This window comes from Kribbella polygonati (assembly GCF_050320105.1).
Lineage (GTDB): Bacteria > Actinomycetota > Actinomycetes > Propionibacteriales > Kribbellaceae > Kribbella.
Map to the genome: position 1 here is coordinate 6,931,151 of NZ_CP190129.1, position 23,083 is coordinate 6,954,233.

The window sequence follows — 23,083 nt, forward strand, 5'->3', positions numbered from 1 at the left end:
GCCCGTCGCCAGGCTCATACCGACGCCGGACTCCCGCCGCCGACGGCGAGGTCTTCGGGCTCGGGTTTCCGCGTTGGCCGCCCGCCGCCCGCCGCCCGAGGCTGCCCGCCCGCCCGCCGCCGAGGGGCGGCGGCGCCGGGCCTGGTCTCCCTTACCGTGCCCGCGAGGTGGCTGCGCCGTGCCCGTCGTCGGGCTCGTAGCGTCGTCGGACTCCTTCTCGATGCCGAGGGGCGTTTGGGTTCGGGTGTTCCAGGTTGGCCGTCCACCGCCGGGGGTGGCGTCGGCGGGTGCGTGGGTCCGGTGTCGGGTGTCCGGTCGATGGGGTGCGGGGTTGTGGAGGTCACATGTTCCAACGTGCGAATTTGTTCTTCCGTGGAACATAAATGTGTGGTTGCCTTGTCCGCATGGGAATCAGCATCGGTGTGGTCGGAGCGGGCCAGTTCGCCCCCTCGTTCCTGCGGTTGTGGTCGGCGCACCCGGACGTGTCCGAGGTGCGGCTGACCGACGTCATCCCCGAGCGGGCGGACGAGATGGCCGCCAAACAGGGCATCACGACGACGCACGCGTCGTTCGAGGAGATGCTCGACTCGGACCTCGACGCGGTCGCGATCTTCACGCAGCGGTGGCTGCACGGCGAGATGGCGATCAAGGCGCTCGAGGCCGGGAAGCACGTGTACTCCACGGTCCCGATGGCGATCGAGGCCGACCAGATCGCCCGGATCATCGAGCTGGTCAAGGAGACCGGGCTCACCTACATGATGGGTGAGACCAGCTTCTACTACCCGTCCTCGGTGTACTGCCGGCAGAAGCTCGCCGACGGCGCGTTCGGCCGGGTGTTCTACTCCGAGGGCGACTACGTCCACGACATGGACCTCGGGTTCTACGCGGCGTACCAGTACTCCGGCGGTGACGACTGGAAGAAGACCGCCTCCTTCCCGCCGCTGCTCTACCCGACGCATGCCGTCGGCAACGTTCTGTCGGTGACCGGTCAGCACGCCACCCACGTGTCGGCGATCGGCGTCAAGGACGACCGCGGCGACGGCGTCTTCGACAAGGACGTCAGCCAGTTCAACAACGACTTCTCGAACGCGACCGCACTGTTCAAGCTCGCCGACGGCGGCATCATGCGCACCAACGAGATGCGCCGCGTCGGGTATCCGTCGCACATCCGCGAGTCCCGGCTGCGGGTGTTCGGCACCGAGGGCAGCTTCGAGCAGCTCGCCACCACGACGCTCTGGCAGAACAAGGAAGGCGTCGAGGACGTCTCCCAGCTGATGGAGACCAAGCCGACCGGCGACGACGCCGACCTGGCGAACGTCGACCCGGCGCTGCGCGACGCGTTCCGCTCCGGTCTCTCCCCGGTGCACGACCGCTCGCGGCTGCCGAAGGAGTTCGACGGTCTGCACAACGGCCACGAGGGTTCGCACCACTTCCTCGCCGACGACTTCGTCCGCGCGGTCGCCGACAAGACCCTCCCGCCGATCAACGCCTGGGTCTCCGCCCGCTACACCCTGCCCGGCATCTTCGCGCACCAGTCCGCCCTCCAGGGCGGCGTACAGCTGGAGATCCCGGACCACGGCGACGCCCCTGCGTGAACGTAAGAACGGGTAGTGGTCGGCTCGCCGGTGACTCGCCAGGCGTGAGCGCCCGCCGAATCCGGCCGATCAGCCGACCACTACCCGTCCTTCGGTAGGCCTCCGGCCGATAGCATCCGGTATGGACCTCTTCGCCGGGATCTCTGTCCGTGACTACGAGACCGCCGTCGCCTGGTACGAGAAGCTGCTGGGCGCCCCGCCGAGTTTCCTGCCGAACGACGTCGAGGCGGTGTGGGAGCTGGGTGAGCACCGGTTCCTGTACGTCGAGGTCGTCCCGGAGCATGCCGGGCACGCGCAGCACACGTTGTTCGTCGAGGACTTCGACGCGACGCTGCGGGGGATCGCCGAGCGCGGGATCGAGCCGGTGGTGCGGGAGACGTACGAGAACGGCGTACGGCATGCGACGTTCCACGACCCGGACGGCAACGAGGTCTCGTACGGCGGGGCGCCGTTGGAGTGATGTTCAGGTAGGGGACGCTCGGCTCGGGTTGCGGCGTACCCGGGGTGAACGTAGGAACGTCCTATGACCCTGCGACGCCTGGGCCTGTCTGCCCTCTGCCTTTCCCTGACCCTCGGTGGCACCACCGCGATCGCCACCCCGCCGACCGCCCACCTCCCGCTCGGGCCGGCGAACCTGACCGAGACCCGTGACACCCGCACGCTGCAACCCGGTGTCACGCTCACGACCATCGTCCGCGGCCGGACCGACCCGTCCGCCGGCTGGACCGTCGAGATCGCGATCCCGTCCTCGTCGCCCGACCCGGACGCGCCTGCTGCGGCGCTCTCCGACCAGGCCGGCGCCGACAAGGCCGCCGCCAAGCTCCGCGCGGCCGGTTTGGACCCGCGGGTCGAGGACGTACCGACGCCGAAGCTCGCCGACGCCGGCGGGAACAGCCTCGGGTACCGCGTCCGTGTCGGCCTGTACGGCACCAAGGCCGAGGCCGATGCCCTTCGTACGAAGGTGATCGCGGCCGGCCTGAACGGCTCCAGCCTCTATACCGGCTGGGACGGCGAACCCGACGACATCGCCAGCTCGACCGGTCCGTGGCACGTGCAGGTGCTGACGATCGACCCGAAGACGTTCCGCGGCACGCTCGACGCGACGTACGGCCCGGACATCGAGAAGCGCGAGACCACCAGCGCGCTCGCGAGTCTGACCGGCGCGACCGCCGCGATCAACGCGGGCTTCTTCGTCCTCGACCCGAAGTCCGGCGCACCCGGCGACCCGGCGGGTGTCGGCGTGTACGACGGCCGGCTGCTCAGCGAACCCACCAACGGCCGCCCGGCCCTCGTGCTCGGCCCGAGCGGTACGTCGGTCGACCGCTTCACCTGGCGTGGATCCGTCGGCAAGCTCCCGCTGGACGGGCTGAACCGGTACCCGGGCCTGATCCGCAACTGCGGCGGTACGGCGGACGACCTGCCGACGTCGAAGCCGATGCACGACACCACGTGCACCGACCCGGACGAGCTGATCGCCTTCGACCCGTCGTATGGCGCCTCGACTCCGAGCGGGCCGGGCGCCGAGGTCGTGCTGGACCGCCGCGGGATCGTCACCGAGATCCGGTCCGCGCGCGGCGGCGCGATCCCCGCGGGCGGCCGTACCGTGCAGGCGACCGGCAACCTGGTCGCCCCGCTGCTCGCCGCCGCCCGTCTCGGCAAGCCGCTGCCGATCCGCTCGACGCTGCTCGACGACCGCGGGCGACCGGTACCGCTGACCCGTCGTACGACGATCGTGAACGGCGGACCGGAGTTGGTGCGCGACGGCCGGATCCATGTGACCGCGGCGGCCGACGGGATGGTCCAGTCGACGCCGAGCTTCTACTACGGCTGGGTCCACAAGCGAAACCCGCGCACCATCGCCGGCGTCGACGACCACGGCCGTACCGTCCTCATCACCGCCGACGGCCGCAACGTCAACAGCCTCGGCCTGTCTATTGCGGAGGCAGCCGCGGTCGCCAAGTCCTTCCACCTCACCCAGGCGATCAACCTCGACGGCGGCGGCTCCACCACAATGGTTGCCAACGGCACCGTCCTCAACACCCCCTCGGACGCCACCGGAGAACGCCCCGTCGGCGACGCTCTCGTCATCACCAAGTAGCCGGCGGTTTCGGGTGGGAACCGCGTACCTACGCGCGGTGGCAGGCCCCCGCGTGCTCCGCAGCTGCTCCGGTCACTCCGCTCCCACCCGGGTCTGCTCCGCGCGCTCCCACCCGCCCCCGGTTTGCGAGCTGCCGCTCGCAGCTGGCTGCATGGGCGGAGGTGGTGCGTAGGGCTGAGTGTGGCGAGTGGTTGCTGGGGTGGACCGGCGGGCGGGAGCGCTGGACGTGTGGAGGTGTAAGCCCCCGCGTGCTCCGCACCCGCTAGCTTCGTCGCCGGGCTCCTCAGAAGCGGCGCTCCGCGCGCCCCACCCGCCCCCGGGCTCGCGCCCGGAACCTGCGGCTCTGCCGCGGAGTTGCGCTCCTCACCCGCGGCCGCTTCGCGCGCCCCACCCGCCCCCGGGCTCGCGCCCGGAACCTGCGGCTCTGCCGCGGAGCTGCGCTCCTCACCCGCGGCCGCTTCGCGCGCCCCACCCGCCCCCGGGCTCGCGCCCGGAACCTGCGGCTCTGCCGCGGAGCTGCGCTCCTCACCCGCGGCCGCTTCGCGCGCCCCCACCCGCCCCCGGGCTCGCGCCCGGAGCCTGCGGCTCCGCCGCGGGATGCGGCTGCTGCCGCGGGCTTGCGGGCTGGCGCCGGCTTCTTGCGAGCTGCCGCTCGCGAGTGACTGCATACGCTGAGGTGGTGCGTAGGGCTGCGGCTGGTGAGTGGTTGCTGGGGACGTGGGGCGGGTGATGAGTGGCGCTGGGATGCCCGGAGCGGCGGGCGTGCTGGACAGGTGGAGGTGGTACCCCGAGACCGGGGAAGGGAGCGCGCGGAGCAGACGCGTCTGAGGAGCGGGCTGCGGAGCAGGTGGGGATTTCTACCCGCGGACCGCGATCTCGTCCAGGGCGGACCATGGGAGGATCCGGGCGTCGAGCGTCTGATGTCCTTCGAGGGTGGCTCGGAGTAGGCGGTGGATTCCGTCGAGGATGGTGAGGCGGTTGTCGGGGCGGTGTACGACGTCGATGGGGTGTCGGAGGTCGGCGGTCAGGGTGCGTTCGTACTGGGCGTGGTACCGGACCGGATCCGCCGCCACCTGGCGGGGCGTGACCTGGAACGGGCCGTCGTACGCCCAGAACGGCAGGTCGAGGTGGTGTGCCAGTTCCGCGACCGGCAGCTCTACGGTGGGCAGGTCCAGTGCGTGCAGGAGTTCGACGTCCCAGTGGAAGTCGAGGATGTACGCCGTCAGCTCCGGCGGGATCGTCAGCGGGAACGCGCGCCGGGCACCCGCGACCTGCGGCGACACGGGCGGGCCCGGCCGGCGTCGGCGGTCCAGACGTGCCGGGCGATCCGCACCTGACGGGCGGTCCGTCATTCGTAGATGCGGCGCAGGCGGAGGGTCATCGAGTTTTCGATGTGTTGGGTCATCGCGGCCTCGGCGCGGGTCGGGTCGCCGGAGGTGATCGCGTCGACCAGCGTGCGATGTTCGGTGAGTACTTCGGGGCCGATGTCGCGGTCGTAGTGCAGGCGGAAGATGTGCAGGTGGCAGTGGGTCCGTTCGAACGCCAGCCGCACCTGCTCGCTCCCGGACAGCGAGGCGATCAGCGAGTGGAACCGATTGTCGTGGACGGTCAGTGACTTGTACCCGGCGTAGTCGATCGACGTCGGCTCGACCGCCGTCTCCAACTCGGCCTTCAGTTGCGCGGCGCCGTCCGGGGAGATCAGCTCGGCCGCCCGCCGAGCCGCCCACGGCTCCAGCAACAGCCGGAAGTGGTACAGATCGTCGAACTCCTCCAGCGACAGCAGCGGCGTCGCCCGATACCCCTTGAGCGGCTCCTTCACCGCCAGCCCCTCCGACTCCAGCCGGGCCAGCGCCTCCCGGACCGGCGTCGACGACACCTGGAACTCGCGAGCCAGCCCGTCGATCGAGATCCGCGCTCCGGGCCGGATGACGTGGTCCATCAGCATCGTCTTGATGGCCTCGTACACGTCGTCGGCGAGCATCTGCCGGCGGAGCAGCCGCCGGTCCACCGGCGCCACTGGCTCGGTCATCAGGTGTCTCCGGATTCTGGTCGCGGGCTTGACCCCGCCGGGCAGGTTTCGGCAGGGTAACACTGGTAATCATGCATCATGCACGATTTCGGCCCGGCCTAGCTATGGGGAGTCACGAACGATGGTGAGGTTCGAACAGATCGGCGTGCTGCCTGAGCCAGGGGACAACGTCGCGATCGCCTCCCGGCGGCTGGAGGCCGGCACCGAGGTGGAGCTCGGGGGTACGGCGGTCACGCTGCCGCACACCGTGCTCGAAGGGCACCGCTTCGTGGTCACGCCGGTCGCGACCGGCGAGGCCCTGACCTCGTGGAACACCGCGTTCGCGCGCGCGTCCCGCGACCTGGTCCCGGGCGACTACGTCTGTACGCCGACCAGCCTCGCCGCGGTCACTGCCCGCGGAGTGGAGGGGCTGCCCGCGGAACCGAGCGCGACCAACGAGCCGCTCGACCCCTTCGAACTCGACGAGGACGCGCTCAACTTCGGCGCCCAGGTGACCAGCGTCGAACAGCCCGGCACCTTCCTCGGCTACCCGCGCGAGCAAGGCCCGGCCGGCACCCGGAATCACGTCGTACTGCTGGCCACGAGTTCTCGCAGCAGCGGGTTCGTCACCGAGCTCGCGCGGCGCTTCGACGGGGCGGCGGCGGGCGACGGCGTCGTACCGGTCGCGCACACCGAGGGCGGCGAGGACGAGGTGCCGAACAACTTGCACTTCCTGCTCGCCACGCTCGGCGGCTTCGCGCTGAACCCGAACGTCGGCGCGGTGCTGATCGTCGACACCGAGGGCGACGTCGTCTCCGGCGCGGCGATCAAGAACTTCCTTGCCGAGAACAACTACCCGTCGATCAAGGTCCCGCACGCGTACTTCACCCGCAGCGCCGGCTTCGAGCACGACCTGACCGCGGCGGGTGCGCTGATCGAGCCGTGGTTGCCGGTCGTGGACGCCCAGCCGCGCGTCGAGGTGCCGCTGGCCGACCTCAAGATCGCCCTGCAGTGCGGCGGAAGTGACGCGTTCTCCGGAATCTCCGCGAACCCGCTCGCCGGTCAGGTCAGCGCGGAGATCATCCGCCACGGCGGTACGGCGGTACTCGCGGAGACCGACGAGCTGATCGGCGCCGAGCCGTACGTGCTGAAGAACGTCCGCGATCTCGCCACCGCGAAACGTTTCCTCGCCACGATCAAGTCGTTCAAGGAACGCGTCGGCTGGCACGGACACACGGCGGAGGGCAACCCGTCCGGCGGCAACGTGTACCGCGGTCTCTACAACATCGTGCTGAAGTCGATCGGCGCCGCCCGGAAGCTCCCGCGCGAGGTCCGGCTGGATCACGTGATCGACTACGGCGAACCGCTGCCCGGCGACGGGTACATCTTCATGGACAGCCCCGGCAACGACCTGGAGTCGGTGGCCGGCCAGATCGGCAGCGGCTGCAACCTGATCTTCTTCACCACCGGCAACGGGTCGATCACCAACTTCCCGTTCGTGCCGACGCTCAAGTTCGTCACCACCAGCGCGCGGTACGAGCGGCTGCGCGCCGAGATGGACGTCGACGCCGGCAAGTACCTGACCGGTACGACGATGGCGGATCTGACCGCGGAGACCTTCGACCTCGTCGTACGGGTCGCGTCGGGGGAGCAGAGCGCGGGCGAGCGCGCCGGGCACAGCCAGGTGTCGATCTGGCGGAACTGGAAGCAGACGGGGCCGCGCGAAGGCATCTCGATCAGCACCGACGGGCGGATGGCGCGCAGCCTCGCCGACCTGCCGGCCGAGGACCGCGACGCCCCGCTCGACGGCCTGCCGCACCGCGGCCTGACCTCCGCCGGACGCACCCTCGCAGACCTGCTCAAGGTCGACGACCGCCTGGTCCCGGAAGCCGTGGGCCTGATCCTGCCGACCAGCCTGTGCTCCGGGCAGATCGCGTTGCGGATCGCTGCGCAGGCCGAGCTGGAGAAGTGGGCCGGCGACGCCGTCACCCGGATGGTCGCGCTCCCGCACACCGAGGGCTGCGGCAGCAGCGGCGGCGCGTCCGAGGAGACGTTCGCGCGGATCATGCTCGGCTACCTGCTGCACCCGAACACGCGGATGGCGCTGCTCCTCGAGCACGGTTGCGAGAAGACGCACAACGACTACTTCCGTTCGCGGCTCGTCGAGGCGGGCGCCGACCCGGCCCGGTTCGGCTGGGCGAGCATCCAGGCCGACGGCGGGCTCGACGCGGTCGGCGGCAAGGTCAAGGAGTGGTTCGGCGGCTTCGACCTGCCGGCCCCGGTCGAGCGGTCCGGTGACCTCGGCGCGCTCACGATCGGCCTGGAGGCGCGCGGCCCCTTGCCGGACCGTACCGCGGAGGCGCTCGCGCTGATCGGCCAGGAGATCGTCGGCGCCGGCGGTTCCGTCGTACTGTCGTCGCGTGGTGCTCTGCTGGCGAACGACGGTTTCCGTACGGCGGCGTTCGGATCGGCGGCCGCGGTCGGTCCGACGGTCGCGCACGGGCAGCGGCTCGCGGCGCCGGGGTGGCACGTGATGCGGATGCCCGGGACGGACTGGATGGAGACGGCGACCGGGTTCGGCGCGACCGGCGTCCAGCAGATCCTCGCGCATGTTGCCGGCGGCACCTTGTCGGCGCAGCGGTTCGTGCCGGTCGTTGAGTTCTCCAACGATCCGGAGACGGTGGCGACGTACGGCGACGACCTGGACGCGGTGGCCACCGGGGACGCGGCCGAGCAGGCCCGGACCGGGCTGGACACGATCGCCGCGGTCGCGAGCCGGCGACTCGTCCCGAAGGCGGTTGCCTCCGGCAACATAGGTTTCCAGATCACCCGCGGTTTGCTCGGTACGTCGATGTGAGAGGCATGTCCATGCACTTGGTCCGTTATCTGTCCCCGGTCGACGGCCGGCCCGTTCCCGGTGTCCGTACCGGTGACTCGGTGGCTCCGCTCGAAGGCGTGAACTCCGTCGCCGAACTGCTCCGGCTGCGGCTCGACGAGCTGCGGGCCGCGGTCGGCAAGACCGGCGCGGAGGTTCCGGCCGCCGGGCTGAAGTTCCTGCCGCCGATCGACGGGCGCGGTGAGGTGTGGTGCGCGGGCGTGACGTACGAGCGGTCGCGCGGCGCGCGGATGGAGGAGAGCAGCGAGCAGTCGGTGTACGACAAGGTCTACACCGCCGACCGGCCCGAGCTGTTCCAGAAGGCGCCGGCCTGGCGGGTCGTCGTCGACGGCGAGCCGGTCGGGATCCGCTCCGACTCCGGGCACGACGTACCCGAGCCGGAGCTCGCGGTCGTTGCCAACAGCCACGGTGAGATCGTTGGGTTCACCATCTGTAACGACATGAGCTCGCGGTCGATCGAGGGCGTGAACCCGCTGTACGTGCCGCAGGCGAAGCTGTTCGCCGGCGGCTGCGCACTGGCGTCCGGGATCCGGCCGGTGTGGGAGGTCGCCGATCCGAAGGCGCTCGGGATCAACCTGGTGATCCGGCGCGGCGACGCGGAGGTGTTCAGCGGTACGACGTCCACCGCGAAGCTCGTGCGGGAGCTGAAGGACCTGATCGACGCGCTGTTCCTGCCGAACGACTTCCCCGACGGAGTGATCCTCGCGACCGGCACCGGCATCGTCCCGGAACTCGACTTCGCCCTCGCCGAAGGTGACGTCATCACGATCACCATCGACGACCTCGGCACCCTCACCAACCCGGTCACCACCGGCAAGGAACCCTTCACCCACCTCGCCACCGACAACCTGGAAGGCCTCCGATGACCCCGGACCCAACCACCACACCCACCGACCCGGGCGCCTCTGGTGGAGTCGTGGCCGACACCACCCCCGCTCAGTTGGAGCAGGCGCTTGCTGCGGCTGCGGCCGCCGCACCCGCCTTCGGATCGTCGGAGCCCGCTGTACGCGCCGGGTGGATTCGTGCGGTGGCGGACGCGTTGGACGCGGCCTCCGGTGAGCTGGTGCCGATCGCGATGCGGGAGAGTTCGCTCCCCGAGGCGCGCCTGACCGGCGAGGTCGCTCGCAGTACCGGACAGCTGCGGATGTTCGCGGACGCCCTCCAGGAAGGCTCGCTCCTCGAGGTCACCATCGACACCAAGGACCCGCAGGCCAAGCCCGTCCCGCGCCCCGACCTGCGCCGTGTCCTCGTCCCGCTCGGCCCGGTCCTGGTGTTTGCCGCCAGCAACTTCCCGTTCGCGTTCAGCGTCTGCGGCGGCGACACCGCCTCGGCCCTCGCCGCCGGCTGCCCGGTGATCGTCAAGGCACACCCGGGCCACCCGGAGCTCTCCGCCCGTACCGCCCAGGTGATGATCGACGCCCTCAAGCAGGCCGGCGCCCCCGACGGAACGTTCGGCCTGATCGCCGGCTTCGACGTCGGCGTCACCGCGCTCAAGGACCCGCGGATCACCGCCGCCGGCTTCACCGGTTCGGTACCGGCCGGCAAGGCGCTGCACGAGATCGCGGTCACCCGTCCGGAGCCGATCCCGTTCTACGGCGAACTCGGCAGCCTGAACCCGGTCTTCGTCACGCAGGCCGCCGTCGATGCCCGCGGCAACGACATCGCCACCGGGTACGTCGGCTCGTTCACGCTCGGCGTCGGCCAGTTCTGCACCAAGCCCGGCCTGCTGTTCCTCCCGTCCGGCCACGGCCTGCAGGACCAGCTCGTGGAGGCCGTCGGCGGCGTCGCCCAGGCGCCGATGCTGAACGACCGCATCAAGGACGGCTTCACGTCGGGCCTCGACCGCCTGGAGAAGGTGGACGGGGTGCGCGTCTGGTCGACCGCCACCGCGAGCGGCGCCGCCGGCACCCCGGCCGCGACCCTGCTGCAGACCACCGTCCCCGAACTCCTCGCCCGCCGGGACGAGATCCTCGAGGAGTGCTTCGGCCCTGTCTCGATCGTTGTCGAGTACAACGGTCCGGACGAGCTGGCCAAGGCGATCGAAGCATTCGACGGCAACCTCACCGCGACGCTCCACGCGGAGGACTCGGACGCCGACCTGGCCCGTGAACTCCTGCCGAAACTCACAGCAAGAGCAGGACGCGTGCTCTGGAACGGCTGGCCCACCGGTGTAGCGGTCTCCTGGGCGCAGCACCACGGCGGCCCGTTCCCGTCGACGGTCGGCTCGATCCACACCAGCGTCGGTGTCACCGCGGCCCGCCGGTTCCAGCGCCCGGTCGCGTACCAGGACGCCCCGGACGCGGTGCTCCCCGACGTACTCAAGGACTCGAACCCGGCCGGGATCACCCGCCGGGTGAACGGAACCGTGACCACAGACGAGGTGACGCGATGAGTGACGACCCGACTGTCGACGAGCCGGACCAGCCGATCGGCCGGCGGAGCTTCGACCACTGGTTCGGGGAGAAGGGCCGCAACGGGTTCATCCACCGGTCGTGGATGAAGTCGCAGGGCTTCACCGAGGAGGTGTTCGACGGCCGCCCGGTGATCGGGATCTGCAACACCTGGTCCGAGCTCACCCCGTGCAACGCGCACCTGCGACGGCTCGCCGAGTCGGTCAAGCGGGGCGTCTGGCAGGCAGGCGGTTTCCCGGTGGAGTTCCCGGTGATGTCGCTCGGCGAGACACTGCTGCGGCCGACCGCGATGCTGCTCCGGAACCTGCTCAGCATGGACGTCGAAGAGTCGCTCCGCGGCAACCCGATCGACGGCGTCGTCCTGCTGACCGGCTGCGACAAGACCACGCCCGGCTCGATCATGGGCGCCGCCAGCGTCGACCTCCCGACGGTCGTCGTCACCGGCGGTCCGATGTTGAACGGTAAATTCCGCGGCTGCGACATCGGCTCCGGTACGGCGGTGTGGCGGTTCACGCAGGACCTGAACGCCGGGCGGATGTCCGCGGACGACTTCGCCGCGGCCGAGGCCGGGCAGTCCCGCAGCAACGGGCACTGCATGACGATGGGTACGGCGTCCACGATGGCCTGCATGGCGGAGGCGCTCGGCCTCCAGCTGACCGGGTCCGCGGCGATCCCCGCGGTCGACTCGCGGCGGTACGTCGTCGCGCAGAAGTCCGGGCAGCGGATCGTCGAGATGGTCAAGGAAGACCTGAAGATCAGCGACGTGCTGACCCGGGACGCGTTCGCGAACGCGGTCCGCGCGAACGCCGCGATCGGCGGCTCGACGAACTTCGTCATCCACCTGCTCGCGATCGCCGGCCGGGTCGGCGTCGACGTGACGCTGGACGACATCGACGAGTGGGCGCGCGGCGTCCCGTGGCTGGTCGACCTGCAGCCGTCCGGGAAGTACCTGATGGAGGACTTCTACTACGCCGGCGGGCTGCCCGCGGTGATGAAGGAGATCCTGCCGCTGCTGAAGACCGAGGCGATCACGGTCACCGGCCGGACGATCGGCGAGAACGTCGCGAACGCCGAGCGGATCGAGGCGACATACCCCGGCGCGGAGCCGGGCAGCAAGACGTACGCCGTGATCCGGCCGGTCGGCGATCCGCTGGGCAGTGGTGCGGGAACCGCCGTACTGAAGGGGAATCTCGCGCCGGACGGTGCGGTCATCAAGCAGTCGGCGGCGTCCGAGCGGCTGTCGCGGCACCGGGGGAAGGCGCTGGTGTTCAGCAGCATCGAGGAGTACGACAAGGCGGTCGAGGACCCGGAGCTGGACGTCGACGAGGACACCGTGCTGGTCCTGCAGAACGCCGGGCCGCGCGGGTACCCGGGGATGCCGGAGGTCGGCAACATGACGATCCCGCGGAAGCTCGCGGAGATCGGTGTCGACGACATGGTGCGCATCTCGGACGCCCGGATGAGCGGTACGGCGTACGGCACCGTCGTACTGCACGTCACCCCCGAGGCGGCCGTCGGCGGCCCGCTCGCCCTGGTCCGCACCGGCGACTGGATCGAACTCGACGTACCCGCCCGCCGCCTCCACCTCGACGTCTCCGACGAGGAACTGGAGAAGCGCCGCGCCGACTGGCAACCACCCACACCCCCGACCGACCGCGGCTGGGCCCGCCTCTACATCGACCACGTCACCCAAGCCAACCAAGGCTGCGACCTAGACTTCCTAGTAGGCCGCACCGGCTCAGCCGTAGGCCGCCAGAGCCACTGATGCCGAACCCATCCAGTCCCCCCGACCCGCCAACCGGATCTCCCGGGCGCCAGCCGACCGGGACCCAACCACAGGGTGGGCCGCCGTCTACCTCTACCCCGCCGAGCGAAGCGAGGCGGGCTTGGGGACCGTTCGAGGCGGTCCGGGGGCTTCGGCCCGACGGCATCCTGCCGCAGGTGACGCCGATTCGGCGGATTCTCACGGATCTGCCGGTGTCGGTGGATCCGTACGCCGACGCGCTGGCGGCGCTCGCTCCGTTGCGGGAGCGGGTGCGGCCCGGCGCGCGGATCGCGGTGACGGCCGGCAGTCGGGGAATCCGGGATCTGGTGCCGGTGGCGAAGGCCGCGGTGGACTGGTTGCGGGCGGCGGGCGCCGAGCCGTTCGTGACGCCCGCCATGGGCTCGCACGGCGGCGCCACGGCCGACGGCCAGCGGGAGATGCTCGAGGGTCTCGGAATCACCGCGGAAACCGTTGGCTGCCCCATCGAGGCAACCATGGAAACCGTTGTCGTCGGCACCTTGCCCGACGGCACCGAGGTCCACCACGACGCGCTCGCCGCGAAAGCCGACGGCGTACTCCTGGTCAACCGGATCAAACCGCACACCGACTTCCGCGGCCCGATCGAGAGCGGCATCGCGAAGATCCTCGCGATCGGCCTCGGCAACCACCGCGGCGCCGCCGCCCTGCACGCCGGCGGCATCCCGTCCCTCGGCGGCAACATCGAAGCCGCCGCCCGGATGATCGTTGCGCAGGGCAAGATCATCGGCGGCCTGGCGATCCTGGAGAACGCCGAGGACCGCACCGCGTCGGTCGAACTACTCGAAGCAACCGGCATCGCGGAAGCGGCGGAAAACGCCTTACTGCAACGAGCATCCAGCCTCCTCGGCCGCCTTCCCTTCGACCGGCTCGACGTTCTCGTGGTCGACGAGCTGGGCAAGGACAAGTCCGGCGCCGGTATGGACACCAACGTGATCGGCCGCTGCTGGGTGCACGGGATCCCCGAGTTCGGCTCGCCCGACATCGCCGCGATCAGCGTGCACTCGCTGTCCCCGGCATCGCACGGGAACGCGTCCGGCCTCGGTCTGGCCGACGTGATCCCGGCGCGTCTACTCGAGCAGATCGACTTCCGCGCGAGCTATGTGAACGCGCTGACCTCCGGCGCCGGCGGTGCGCGACGTTCGCGGCTGCCGATGGTGATGGAGGACGACGAGGCCGCCGTACTCGCGGCCGCGACGATGTGCGGACGGCGGCACTGGTCCGAGCTCCGGCTGGCCCGGATCAAGGACACCCTGTCGCCGAACGAGCTGATGGTGACACCGGCCCTGCTGACCGAGGCGGCCGAACGATTCGACCTGGAGATCACCGGTACGGCGCGCGACCTGGCGCCGGCCGGCCGACTCGGACCCTGGAGCGACAGATGAACCTTCGCGAAGCACGTGCCCTGCTCGCCGACCGCGGTTTTCGGCCGGGGGAGACGTCGGCGAAGACGTTTCCCGACGGCTCGCCGTACAAGGTCGAGATCCCGTCCTGCGAGGGCCCGCGGGTGATGACCGCGGTCCTGGAGGAGGCGAAGGACCGCGGCGTCACGATCGACCGGGTGTCCCAGGGCAGCGGCGTGATGATGCTGACCGACGGCGAGATCGAGGAGATGCTGTCGCTCGGCGGGTCCGAGGGCGTCGAGGTATGCCTGTTCCTCGGCCCGCGCGGCGCCTGGGACATCGGTGGCCAGGCGAAGGTCTCGGCCGCCGTCGGCGGGGTTGCCCGCGGCAACGAGCAGGTGGCGGCGTCGTTGTGCGACGCGTTCCGCGCGGTCGAGCTCGGCGTGCGCAGCCTGCTGGTCGGCGACATCGGCGTACTGGAGATCCTCGGCCAGCTCAAGCTCGAGGGCGAGCTGCCCGCCGATCTGGTGCTGAAGACGTCGGTGCTGATGCCGTTGCCCAACGCACCGACCGCGCAGCTGTACGAACGACTCGGCGCGACCAGCCTGAATGTGTCGACCGACCTGCCGGTGCCGGTGCTCGCGGAGATCCGCTCGGTGACGACGGTACCGATCGACATGTACATCGAGGTCCCCGACGACCAGGGCGGCCACGTCCGGTTCTACGACGTACCGGAGATCGTCCGGGTCGCGGCGCCGGTGTATCTGAAGATGGGGCTGCGGAACGCGCCGAACATCTACCCGGTCGGCGCCCACCTTTCCGGTACGGCCGAAGCCCTCGGACGGGAGCGGGTCCGCCGGGCCGAGCTGATCCTGCGACTGCTCGCCGAGCAAGATGAGGGATGAGTTCCTGGACCGGCTCCGGTCGGTCCTCGGTGACGTCGTCGACGACCCGGACATCCTGGACAGTCATCGCAACGACCACGCCACGTTCTGCACGGCGGGTGTCCCACGGGCGTTGGTACGGCCAACGAGTACGGCAGAGGTGCAGGAGGTACTGCGGCTCGCGTCCGAGTTCCGGGTGCCGGTCGTCACCCAGGGCGCCCGGACCGGGTTGTCCGGCGCCGCGAACGCGGTCGACGGGTGTCTGCTGCTCTCGACCGCACGGCTGAACCGGATCCTGGAGATCTCCGCCGAGGACCAGGTGGCCGTCGTACAACCGGGTGTCGTGAACGCGTCGTTGTCGCGGGCCGTCCTGGAGCAGGGCCTGTTCTATCCACCGGACCCGTCGTCGTGGGAGATGTCCACGATCGGCGGGAACATCGCCACGAACGCGGGCGGGTTGTGCTGCGTGAAGTACGGCGTGACGTCGGACTTCATCCGCGGCCTGGAGGTCGTGCTGGCGTCCGGCGAGGTGGTCCGCACCGGCCGCCGCCCCGCGAAGGGCGTCGCCGGCTACGACCTCACCCGCCTGATCGTCGGCTCCGAAGGAACGCTCGGCGTGGTCACGGAGGCCACACTCGCACTCCGACCCGCCCCCGAGGCCGCCCTCACCGCCGCCGCGACCTTCCGCACCATCGAGGACGGCATCGCCGCCGCGGCCGCCGTGATGGCCGCCGGCCTGCGGCCCTCACTCCTGGAGTTCCTCGATCAACCAACCCTGCGGGCGATCCAGGGCTATCGGGACATGGGCCTACCCGGAGATGCTGGTTCGATGCTCCTGGCGCAGTCCGACCGTGGAGCGCGGGCGGCTGAGGACGTGGCGCGGATCGCCGAGATTTGCTCGTCCTATGGTGCTGTCGACGTCGCCGAGGCCTCCGACGCCGAGGAGTCGGCGATGCTCCTCGAGGCGCGACGGCTGGTCAACCCGGCGCTGGAGCGGCTCGGCGTCACGCTGATCGACGACGTGTCCGTACCCCGTTCACAGCTGGTCACGCTGCTGCGCGGCATCGCCGACATCGGCACGCGGTACGACGTACTGATCTTCTGCCCGGGCCACGTCGGCGACGGGAACATGCATCCGACAGTGGTGTTCGACCGGGGCGACGCGGCGGCCGAGGCGCGGGCGTTGCAGGCGTTCGGGGCGGTGATGGAGCTGGGGCTGCGGCTCGGTGGCACGATTACCGGCGAACACGGGATCGGCACCCTGAAGGCGCAGTGGCTGGAGACCGAGCTCGGCCCGGTCGGACTGGAGCTGCATCGGCGGGTCAAGGCCGCGTTCGACCCGTTGAACCTGCTGAACCCCGGAAAGGTGCTGTTGTGATGGATGCTTCCGCCGTACGTCCGTCGGCGCGGCAGGTCGCCTGGCAGCGGCAGGAGCTGACGGCCTTCGTGCATTTCGGGCCGAACACGTTCACCGATCTCGAGTGGGGGACCGGGGTCGACGATCCGGCGGCGTTCAACCCGACGGCACTGGACTGCTCGCAGTGGACGCGGACGTTGGTCGACGCCGGGTTCAAGAGCGTGATCCTGACGGCGAAACACCACGACGGGTTCTGCCTGTGGCCGAGCAAGTTCCTCGACCATTCGGTTGCCGCGTCGTACGGGCGTGACGTGGTGGGGGAGCTGTCGGCGGCGTGCCGGGAGGCGGGCCTCGGCTTCGGCGTGTACCTGTCGCCGGCCGACCTCTACCAGGAGAAGGCGCCCGGCGGGTACTACGGCAACGGCAGCCCGGCGGTGCCGTCGCGGATCGGCGAGTTCGAGTACGTCGTCGACGACTACAACCGGTTCTACCTGAACCAGTTGCACGAGTTGCTGACGTCGTACGGGCCGATCGCCGAGGTGTGGCTGGACGGGGCGAATCCGACGAGCAGCGCGCAGACGTACGCGTTCGACGCGTGGTTCGACCTGATCCGGCGACTGGCGCCGGACGCGACGATCGCGGTCGGCGGGCCGGATGTGCGGTGGGTCGGCAACGAGGACGGGTTCGCGCGCGAGACGGAGTGGAGCGTCGTACCGTTCGCCGACGGTGCGATGCTCGCCGAGCAGACGGCGCGGGACGTCGCCGGGCCGGAGCAGCTGGCGAAGGCGGACGAGTTGCGCTGGTACCCGGCGGAGGTCGACGTGTCGATCCGGCCCGGCTGGTTCTACCACGCCGCGGAGGACGACGCGGTGAAGACTTTGCCGGAACTTCTGGACATCTATCGCAGGTCGGTCGGGCGGAACGCCGTACTCCTCCTCAACATCCCGCCGGACCGGCGCGGGATGTTCGCCGATCCTGATGTTGCGGCGCTGAAGGCGTTCGGTGCCGCGGTACGCGAGTACTACGGCACGGACTTGGTGCTGCCGGCAACGATCAACGTGGTGGACCTGCGGGAGAGCATCGAGCAGGGCCAGCAGGTCGAGTCGTTCGCCGTGGACGCGCTGGTCGACGGGTCGTGGCGGGAGATCGCGACCGGCACCACGATCGGGCATCGCCGGCTGCTCGTGGTGCCACCTGTCGCGGCGAGCGACGTACGGGTGCGTGTCCTCGCTGCTCGCGCCGAGACCGAAGTACAGCTCTCGGTCCACTTCGATCCAGTCCCCCTGCCCGGAGTCGAACCAGGAACCGAGCCTTCGGAGGGCCCGGCGTGATTCCGTCACCAGGGGGATCGACGGGGTGGGTACTCAACGGTGCTGAGTACCCACCTGCCCGCTATTCCTGCACGGACACGACACGCGTCCAGTCGGAGCACTCGGCTTCGCACCACACGTGATCCCCACGGTGCGCGATCCGATCCCGCTGCACATGCCCACAGGCCAGCAACACTCGACGCATCGAATGCCCCTGCGCGACCGGAGCACCGGTCCTGCCACCAGGCACCCGCTTCCTGTTCCTGAGGTCGGCCATGGCCGGTCCTCCTCTCTTGTCTGATCGTTACTGCGTGCAGGAGGCAGGATTCGAACCTGCTCAGCCCGAAGGCAACGGGTTTACAAGCCGTCCCGCCTCTCCCACGACGGTGCTCCTGCAAGGCACCCCGTACCGGATTCGAACCGGTGATCTCCTGGATGAGAACCAGGCGTCCTGACCACTAGACCAACGGGGCGTGGCAGGGTGGCTGGTCCATCCCAGCCACCCAGCGGTGAGAGCGAGATTCGAACTCGCGAGCCGGGACGACACCCGACCAACGGTTTAGCAAACCGCTGCCCCTACCAACAGGCGGACCTCACCCAGGCCGGTCGACCTGCTAGGTCTCCCGGTAGTCCTCGAACTCCCACAACCCCAACCGCGCCAGCTTCTCCGCCAGTTCGTCGTACGTCGGCGCCTCCAACTCCTCGAACCGCCGTAGCAGGAACCCGATCGCCAACCGCAGGTCGAACGGATCCACGATCAGGTGATGCCGGCCGACCTGCGGCCCTTCCGCCCGGACGACCCGACGCAGCCACAACGGCGTACACACCAACACGTCGAACGACTCCTCACCCGGCCCGCCCTCCGGGCCGACGATGAACCGGACCCAGACACCGTCGTCGTCCGGATCCGGTGAGACGTACGTCTGCACCTCAACGTCGGCGCTGTAGACCAACCGAACCGCTGCCTTCATCGAGACCTCCGGGGTGCCGCCCGCCGCCTCCCCTGCGGCGGCGGGCGGTCCGAGTGTTCAGCCCTTTACGCAGATGACCTGCTTGAGGTGGGCTACTACCTCGACCAGGTCGGACTGGGCCGCGATGACCGAGTCGATGTCCTTGTAGGCGGCCGGGATCTCGTCGATGACGCCGGCGTCCTTGCGGGACTCGACGCCTTCGGTCTGCGACACCAGGTCGGCGACCGTGAACCGGCGCTTCGCCTCGTTGCGGCTCATCCGCCGGCCTGCCCCGTGCGAGGCCGAGTAGAACGAGCGCTCCGAGCCGAGCCCGCGCACGACGTACGACCCGGTCCCCATCGACCCCGGGATCAGCCCGAGGTCGCCGCGTCCGGCCCGGATCGCGCCCTTGCGGGTGACGAGCAGGTCGAGCCCGTCGAACTGCTCCTCGGCCACGTAGTTGTGGTGGCACGAGATCGGCTGCTCGAACCGTACGTCGACCTCGAACGACTCCCGCACCGCCTGCATCACGAGCGCGAGCATCACCGCACGGTTCCGGGCGGCGTACTCCTGCGCCCACGTGAGGTCCCGGCGGTACGCGTCCATCTCCGGCGTACCGGACAGGAACACCGCCAGGTCGCGATCCGGCAGGTCCGCGTTGTGCGGCAGCTCCCGCGCGATCCGCATGTGCCGCTCCGCCAGCTCCTTGCCGATGTTCCGGCTGCCGGAGTGCAGCATCAGCCACACGCGGTCCTCGTCGTCGAGGCAGACCTCGATGAAGTGGTTGCCGCCACCCAGCGAACCCATCTGCTGCTTGGCCTTGCGCTCCCGGTCCTGCACCCCGTCGTGCAGGCTCGTGAACAGGCCCCACAGCTTGTCCCACGGCCGCGGGTCCAGACCGAGCCGGCGGACGCCGACCGGGTCGTTGTGCGCCCGGAACCCGACCGGTACGGCGGCCTCGATCCGGGACCGGATCGCCGACAGGTCGTCCGGCAGGTCCGCGGCCGTCAGCGACGTCAGTACGCCCTCCATGCCGCACCCGATGTCGACACCGACCGCGGCCGGCGACACGGCCTGGTACATCGCGATCACGGACCCGACCGTCGCACCCTTGCCGAGGTGTACGTCGGGCATCACCCGGACGCCGTGCACCCACGGCAGCGCGGCGATGTTCCGCAGCTGCTGCAGCGCCTTCGCGTCCACGTCGTACTCCTGCGCCCACATCAGCGTGGAGCTCTTGGCCCCACTCAGCTCCACCGGAAGCTCCACGATTCCCCTCCTCGTTCGACGACATGCAGCTGCCAGGGCAGGGCTCGAACCTGCGGGGCCTCGGGTCAGAACCGAGGGTGGGTCACCGTCGCCCACCTGGCATCGCGCTCGTCGGCGACACCAGGTAGGTGTCGCGTCAGAGCGCTATCTCGGCACGGGAAGGGATCCACGGCTGCCACAACAGCGGCATGCCGGCCTCTTCCGGGGTGCGCGAGCCCTTCTTCTCGTTGCAGTTCGCGTGCGCGGCGACGGCGTTCATCCACTCGCCGCGTCCACCTCTCGACCGTGGAACCACGTGGTCCATCGTGGTGGCGCCCGGTTGACCGCAGTACGCACAGGTGTACTTGTCACGCTTCAGTACGCCGGCCCGCGTGTACTGCAGGCGTCCACCGGCGTACCGCCACTTCATCACGACGTACCGGACGAGGCGGAGCACCCGGGGGAGCGGGAACGGTCCGATGCTGGCGCCGTCGTGGGCCTCCTCGACGACGGCGACCTCCCGGACGAGCATCCGGATGGCGTGCGGGATCGACACGACGTGCAGTTGCTCGTACGAGGCGTTCAGGACGATCACACCGCTCATGTGGTTCCTCCTCCCTTCCAGTGTGCCCGACCGGCGGTCAGCAGGTCGGCGATCTCGGTGTCGGGTCAACAGCTGTTCACTCAGGGTGTCCGGCGGGGCTCGAACCCGCTTCCTCCGGGGCCACGTCCCGGTGCCTCGCCCACTTCGACCTCGGACACAGCACGCCCGGCAGGACTCGAACCTGCACCCTCCTGCTTCGTAGGCAGGCACTCTCTCCAGTTGAGCCACGGGCGTCCGGTGCCCTGTGCCGGATGTACTGCGGATTTCCGTCACAGGGCACGCTCGCGGCGCCCGCTCGGCCGGTAGCTGACGTACTGCGGGCGCCTGGTCCAGCTGGGAGGACTCGAACCTCCGATCTCCTCAACCCAAATGAGGCGGCCTGGCCACTGGCCTACAGCTGGTAATTGCGACAAATGTCCAGTTGTCAATTGTTCAAGCCGATATCCGTGAATACCGGAAAGCACCGATGGAGGGAATCGAACCCTCGGGACGCGGGTTTGGAATCCGGTCCGCAACCATTGCACACCGGCGATGGCCCGAGCACGGGCAAAAGAAAAGAGCCGCCTGCTGCCGGTACCCGGCTCAGACGGCTCCTGGAGGTCTCCCACTCGGAGATCACCCAGGCGGACCGCCCAGACGCGGGCTGAGCTGGTGGTAGTAGTAGTAGTTGGCCTCATCGCCCACGGTTCGCAGGCACGCCGACAAAGCCATGCGGCCAGGCCGCCAGGCTTCACTCAGGATGCGCGTTCCGAACACGATCTATCTCCTCAAGGTCTTTGGTCTCGCGGGAATTAGTCTCACCCAACCCCACCACCCAAGTCAACGCATTTCCCCAACAATGTGTTCCATCCACCATTCCCGCCCCGCTACGACGCACATAACCCACCCCCAGTTCCCCACCCCGCACGCCCCACGCCCATACGCCCGCACGGCTCAGCCCCGCACGCCTCACCCCCGGCACGCCCCACGCCCTTCGCCGCTCCACCCGCCACCCCCTGCCCGACTCCCGCCTGGACCGGCCCGCTCGAACCGCGGCCCCGCCCGACAACACCCGGCCCCGTCGGGCCGAACTCATGCCCGACCGCCCCGGCTCGCCTGGACCCGCCCACCTCCCGGACCCGCCCGACCCGACTCGCCCGACCCGACCCGCCCTACCGGACCCGGCGCACCCGGAGTGATCCCGAGCACACCACCCACCCCGCCGTACCGTCGCCCCAAGATCCGATTCGGAATCCTCCCCTCCTCCCGCTACACTCTTGCCTCGGTACCCGCCGCCTTAGCTCAGTCGGCAGAGCGTCTCACTCGTAATGAGAAGGTCGTCGGTTCGATTCCGACAGGCGGCTCCACCAGAAGTACGCGCTGACCTGCGCAAACCCGGTTCGACACGGGACCGGGTAGTCCGGCCGGTTGCAGTTCGAGTTGCAGTTCGGTCATTCTCACGGCGTACCGCCCCACAGAGCGCGGCCCATCTGCTGAGTTGCGTCAGCCGCCATAGGTGACGCAACGTGTGTGTACCGCTGCGTCAGGCGGATGTCCGAGTGACCGAGGATCTCCTGCACGATCCGGACGTGTACGCCGAGCTCAATGAGGATCGTGGCGGCAGTGTGTCGTCCGTCGTGGACCCGAGCGTCCCGGACGCCGGCCACAGCGAGCAGAGCTTTCCAGTCGTCCCAGTCTTTGCGCGGGTCGATCGGTCGTCCGTCCGGCCGACAGAACACGAGGTCATGATCCTCCCACTCGGAACCAGCCGCGAGCCGCTCAGCGTTCTGCGCGACCCGGTGCAACCGGAGCAGGGGCACTAGCTCGGGAGGTAGCGGAACAGTCCGCCTGCTCTTGCCCTTCGGTGGCCGGAACACCAGACCGCCGCCGCGCCGCTCCGGGCACGTGCTGGCGTGGCGCTTGCATCCGTCCGGGCACAGCCGCTCAGCATCTTTGCCGACGCACCGGTGGCGACGACCTGAGGTCCGTGCAGCCTTCGGACAGTCCTTGGGGCAGGGCCGCCGGTGCTTTCCCTCACAGCAGGCGACGGGGTCAGCGGAGCCGTGTTGCCACTTGTCGCGCTTCAACTGCGACCACAGGCGAACCTGTCCCGCATCGAGGCTGACGTACTCCCAACGAAGACCGATCCCCTCGCCCTGTCGGAGTCCCATGGCGAGACCGACAGCCCACCGGGTGCCGTTCCGGCGTTTGGCCGCTGCGGCCAGAATCTACCGGGCCTCGTCCTGCGTCAGCGATTTGATTTCACCGTCCCCGGCACTGGGTGCGTCGATGAGCTTGGCGACGCTCCGCCCCACTTCGACCTGTTGACACCGAACCGCACGGCCCTCGAATTCGGCCGGCACATCGGTGGCCGAGATGACATGGTTCGGCATGACGTCCGCGAGCTGGTCGAACCACCACAGCGACAGACTCGTCAGCAACTTTCCCTTCTCAGGGATCGGCGTCGGCAGCACCACGTCATAGACCGACACACGATCAGTCGCAACCAGGATCACCTCCCCAGGGCGATCGCTGTACACATCCCGAACCTTGCCCCGATGCAGCAGCTCCACGTCACTCTTCTAGCACACCGGGCCCT

The 23,083-nt window shown here is 69.7% G+C and carries 18 protein-coding genes and 8 tRNA genes; 12 read left to right on the forward strand and 14 right to left on the reverse strand.

The window, feature by feature from the left end; translation table 11 throughout:
- The first annotated feature begins 404 nt into the window (after nt 1-404).
- The 3 genes from ACQHIV_RS33050 to ACQHIV_RS33060 all read left to right on the forward strand — a co-directional run bounded on the left by ACQHIV_RS33050 (nt 405) and on the right by ACQHIV_RS33060 (nt 3,693).
- Nucleotides 405-1,595, forward strand: coding sequence for a Gfo/Idh/MocA family protein (locus tag ACQHIV_RS33050; RefSeq protein ID WP_427887916.1), 1,191 nt, complete (start codon nt 405-407; stop codon nt 1,593-1,595).
- Between the two features lie 121 nt (nt 1,596-1,716).
- Nucleotides 1,717-2,055, forward strand: a complete 339-nt coding sequence (locus ACQHIV_RS33055; protein ID WP_427887918.1) for a VOC family protein — start codon at nt 1,717-1,719, stop codon at nt 2,053-2,055.
- A gap of 63 nt (nt 2,056-2,118) precedes the next feature.
- Nucleotides 2,119-3,693 (forward strand): phosphodiester glycosidase family protein, encoded by a 1,575-nt coding sequence (locus ACQHIV_RS33060; RefSeq protein WP_427887920.1) that lies wholly within the window; start codon nt 2,119-2,121, stop codon nt 3,691-3,693.
- A gap of 857 nt (nt 3,694-4,550) precedes the next feature.
- Here ACQHIV_RS33060 and ACQHIV_RS33065 read toward each other — a convergent pair.
- Nucleotides 4,551-5,045, reverse strand: coding sequence for a hypothetical protein (locus ACQHIV_RS33065; RefSeq protein ID WP_427887922.1), 495 nt, complete (start codon nt 5,043-5,045; stop codon nt 4,551-4,553).
- Nucleotides 5,042-5,722, reverse strand: coding sequence for a GntR family transcriptional regulator (locus ACQHIV_RS33070; protein ID WP_427887924.1), 681 nt, complete (start codon nt 5,720-5,722; stop codon nt 5,042-5,044). The genes ACQHIV_RS33065 and ACQHIV_RS33070 overlap by 4 nt, the downstream gene beginning before the upstream one ends.
- 121 nt (nt 5,723-5,843) lie before the next feature.
- Between ACQHIV_RS33070 and ACQHIV_RS33075 the strand changes: the two genes are divergently transcribed.
- The 8 genes from ACQHIV_RS33075 to ACQHIV_RS33110 all read left to right on the forward strand — a co-directional run bounded on the left by ACQHIV_RS33075 (nt 5,844) and on the right by ACQHIV_RS33110 (nt 17,724).
- Nucleotides 5,844-8,558, forward strand: coding sequence for a UxaA family hydrolase (locus tag ACQHIV_RS33075; protein ID WP_427887926.1), 2,715 nt, complete (start codon nt 5,844-5,846; stop codon nt 8,556-8,558).
- A 5-nt stretch (nt 8,559-8,563) separates the two neighbouring features.
- The gene (locus ACQHIV_RS33080) at nt 8,564-9,463 is read left to right on the forward strand and encodes a fumarylacetoacetate hydrolase family protein (protein ID WP_427887928.1); all 900 of its coding nucleotides are present in this window, start codon (nt 8,564-8,566) and stop codon (nt 9,461-9,463) included.
- Nucleotides 9,460-10,989, forward strand: a complete 1,530-nt coding sequence (locus ACQHIV_RS33085) for an aldehyde dehydrogenase (NADP(+)) (RefSeq protein WP_427887930.1) — start codon at nt 9,460-9,462, stop codon at nt 10,987-10,989. The genes ACQHIV_RS33080 and ACQHIV_RS33085 overlap by 4 nt, the downstream gene beginning before the upstream one ends.
- Nucleotides 10,986-12,773, forward strand: a complete 1,788-nt coding sequence (locus ACQHIV_RS33090; protein WP_427887932.1) for an IlvD/Edd family dehydratase — start codon at nt 10,986-10,988, stop codon at nt 12,771-12,773. Before ACQHIV_RS33085 ends, ACQHIV_RS33090 begins: the two co-directional genes overlap by 4 nt.
- A 176-nt stretch (nt 12,774-12,949) precedes the next feature.
- Entirely contained in the window at nt 12,950-14,194 is a 1,245-nt protein-coding gene (locus tag ACQHIV_RS33095; RefSeq protein ID WP_427887934.1) for a DUF2088 domain-containing protein, read from the forward strand.
- Complete coding sequence (locus ACQHIV_RS33100) at nt 14,191-15,057, forward strand: U32 family peptidase (RefSeq protein WP_427887936.1); 867 nt, start codon at nt 14,191-14,193, stop codon at nt 15,055-15,057. Before ACQHIV_RS33095 ends, ACQHIV_RS33100 begins: the two co-directional genes overlap by 4 nt.
- Nucleotides 15,047-16,414: an FAD-binding oxidoreductase gene (locus ACQHIV_RS33105; RefSeq protein WP_427887938.1), complete on the forward strand. Its 1,368-nt coding sequence runs from the start codon at nt 15,047-15,049 to the stop codon at nt 16,412-16,414. Before ACQHIV_RS33100 ends, ACQHIV_RS33105 begins: the two co-directional genes overlap by 11 nt.
- Complete coding sequence (locus ACQHIV_RS33110; protein WP_427887939.1) at nt 16,414-17,724, forward strand: alpha-L-fucosidase; 1,311 nt, start codon at nt 16,414-16,416, stop codon at nt 17,722-17,724. Before ACQHIV_RS33105 ends, ACQHIV_RS33110 begins: the two co-directional genes overlap by 1 nt.
- Before the next feature lie 291 nt (nt 17,725-18,015).
- Here ACQHIV_RS33110 and ACQHIV_RS33115 read toward each other — a convergent pair.
- The 10 genes from ACQHIV_RS33115 to ACQHIV_RS33160 all read right to left on the reverse strand — a co-directional run bounded on the left by ACQHIV_RS33115 (nt 18,016) and on the right by ACQHIV_RS33160 (nt 20,906).
- Nucleotides 18,016-18,099: transfer RNA gene (locus tag ACQHIV_RS33115), tRNA-Tyr, on the reverse strand.
- A 4-nt stretch (nt 18,100-18,103) separates the two neighbouring features.
- Nucleotides 18,104-18,176, reverse strand: a tRNA-Glu gene (locus ACQHIV_RS33120).
- A gap of 34 nt (nt 18,177-18,210) precedes the next feature.
- Nucleotides 18,211-18,301 (reverse strand) — tRNA-Ser (locus ACQHIV_RS33125).
- 16 nt (nt 18,302-18,317) lie between these two features.
- Nucleotides 18,318-18,674, reverse strand: coding sequence for an Imm8 family immunity protein (locus ACQHIV_RS33130; RefSeq protein ID WP_427887941.1), 357 nt, complete (start codon nt 18,672-18,674; stop codon nt 18,318-18,320).
- A 57-nt stretch (nt 18,675-18,731) separates the two neighbouring features.
- The gene (locus tag ACQHIV_RS33135) at nt 18,732-19,922 is read right to left on the reverse strand and encodes an RtcB family protein (protein ID WP_427887942.1); all 1,191 of its coding nucleotides are present in this window, start codon (nt 19,920-19,922) and stop codon (nt 18,732-18,734) included.
- Between the two features lie 29 nt (nt 19,923-19,951).
- A tRNA-Gln gene (locus ACQHIV_RS33140) sits at nt 19,952-20,024 on the reverse strand.
- Nucleotides 20,025-20,058: 34 nt separating this feature from the next.
- A complete protein-coding gene (locus tag ACQHIV_RS33145) occupies nt 20,059-20,505 on the reverse strand; it encodes an HNH endonuclease (RefSeq protein ID WP_427887943.1) in 447 nt (148 codons plus the stop codon).
- An 84-nt stretch (nt 20,506-20,589) separates the two neighbouring features.
- Nucleotides 20,590-20,663: transfer RNA gene (locus tag ACQHIV_RS33150), tRNA-His, on the reverse strand.
- 2 nt (nt 20,664-20,665) lie between these two features.
- Nucleotides 20,666-20,739 (reverse strand) — tRNA-Arg (locus ACQHIV_RS33155).
- A gap of 91 nt (nt 20,740-20,830) precedes the next feature.
- A tRNA-Pro gene (locus ACQHIV_RS33160) sits at nt 20,831-20,906 on the reverse strand.
- A gap of 869 nt (nt 20,907-21,775) precedes the next feature.
- Between ACQHIV_RS33160 and ACQHIV_RS33165 the strand changes: the two genes are divergently transcribed.
- Nucleotides 21,776-21,851 (forward strand) — tRNA-Thr (locus ACQHIV_RS33165).
- A gap of 90 nt (nt 21,852-21,941) precedes the next feature.
- On the opposite strand, the gene ACQHIV_RS33170 is transcribed toward ACQHIV_RS33165, so the two are convergent.
- The gene (locus tag ACQHIV_RS33170) at nt 21,942-22,655 is read right to left on the reverse strand and encodes a tyrosine-type recombinase/integrase (protein ID WP_427887945.1); all 714 of its coding nucleotides are present in this window, start codon (nt 22,653-22,655) and stop codon (nt 21,942-21,944) included.
- A 57-nt stretch (nt 22,656-22,712) separates the two neighbouring features.
- Nucleotides 22,713-23,057, reverse strand: a complete 345-nt coding sequence (locus ACQHIV_RS33175) for a phosphoribosylaminoimidazolesuccinocarboxamide synthase (protein ID WP_427887947.1) — start codon at nt 23,055-23,057, stop codon at nt 22,713-22,715.
- Between the last annotated feature and the right edge of the window lie 26 nt (nt 23,058-23,083).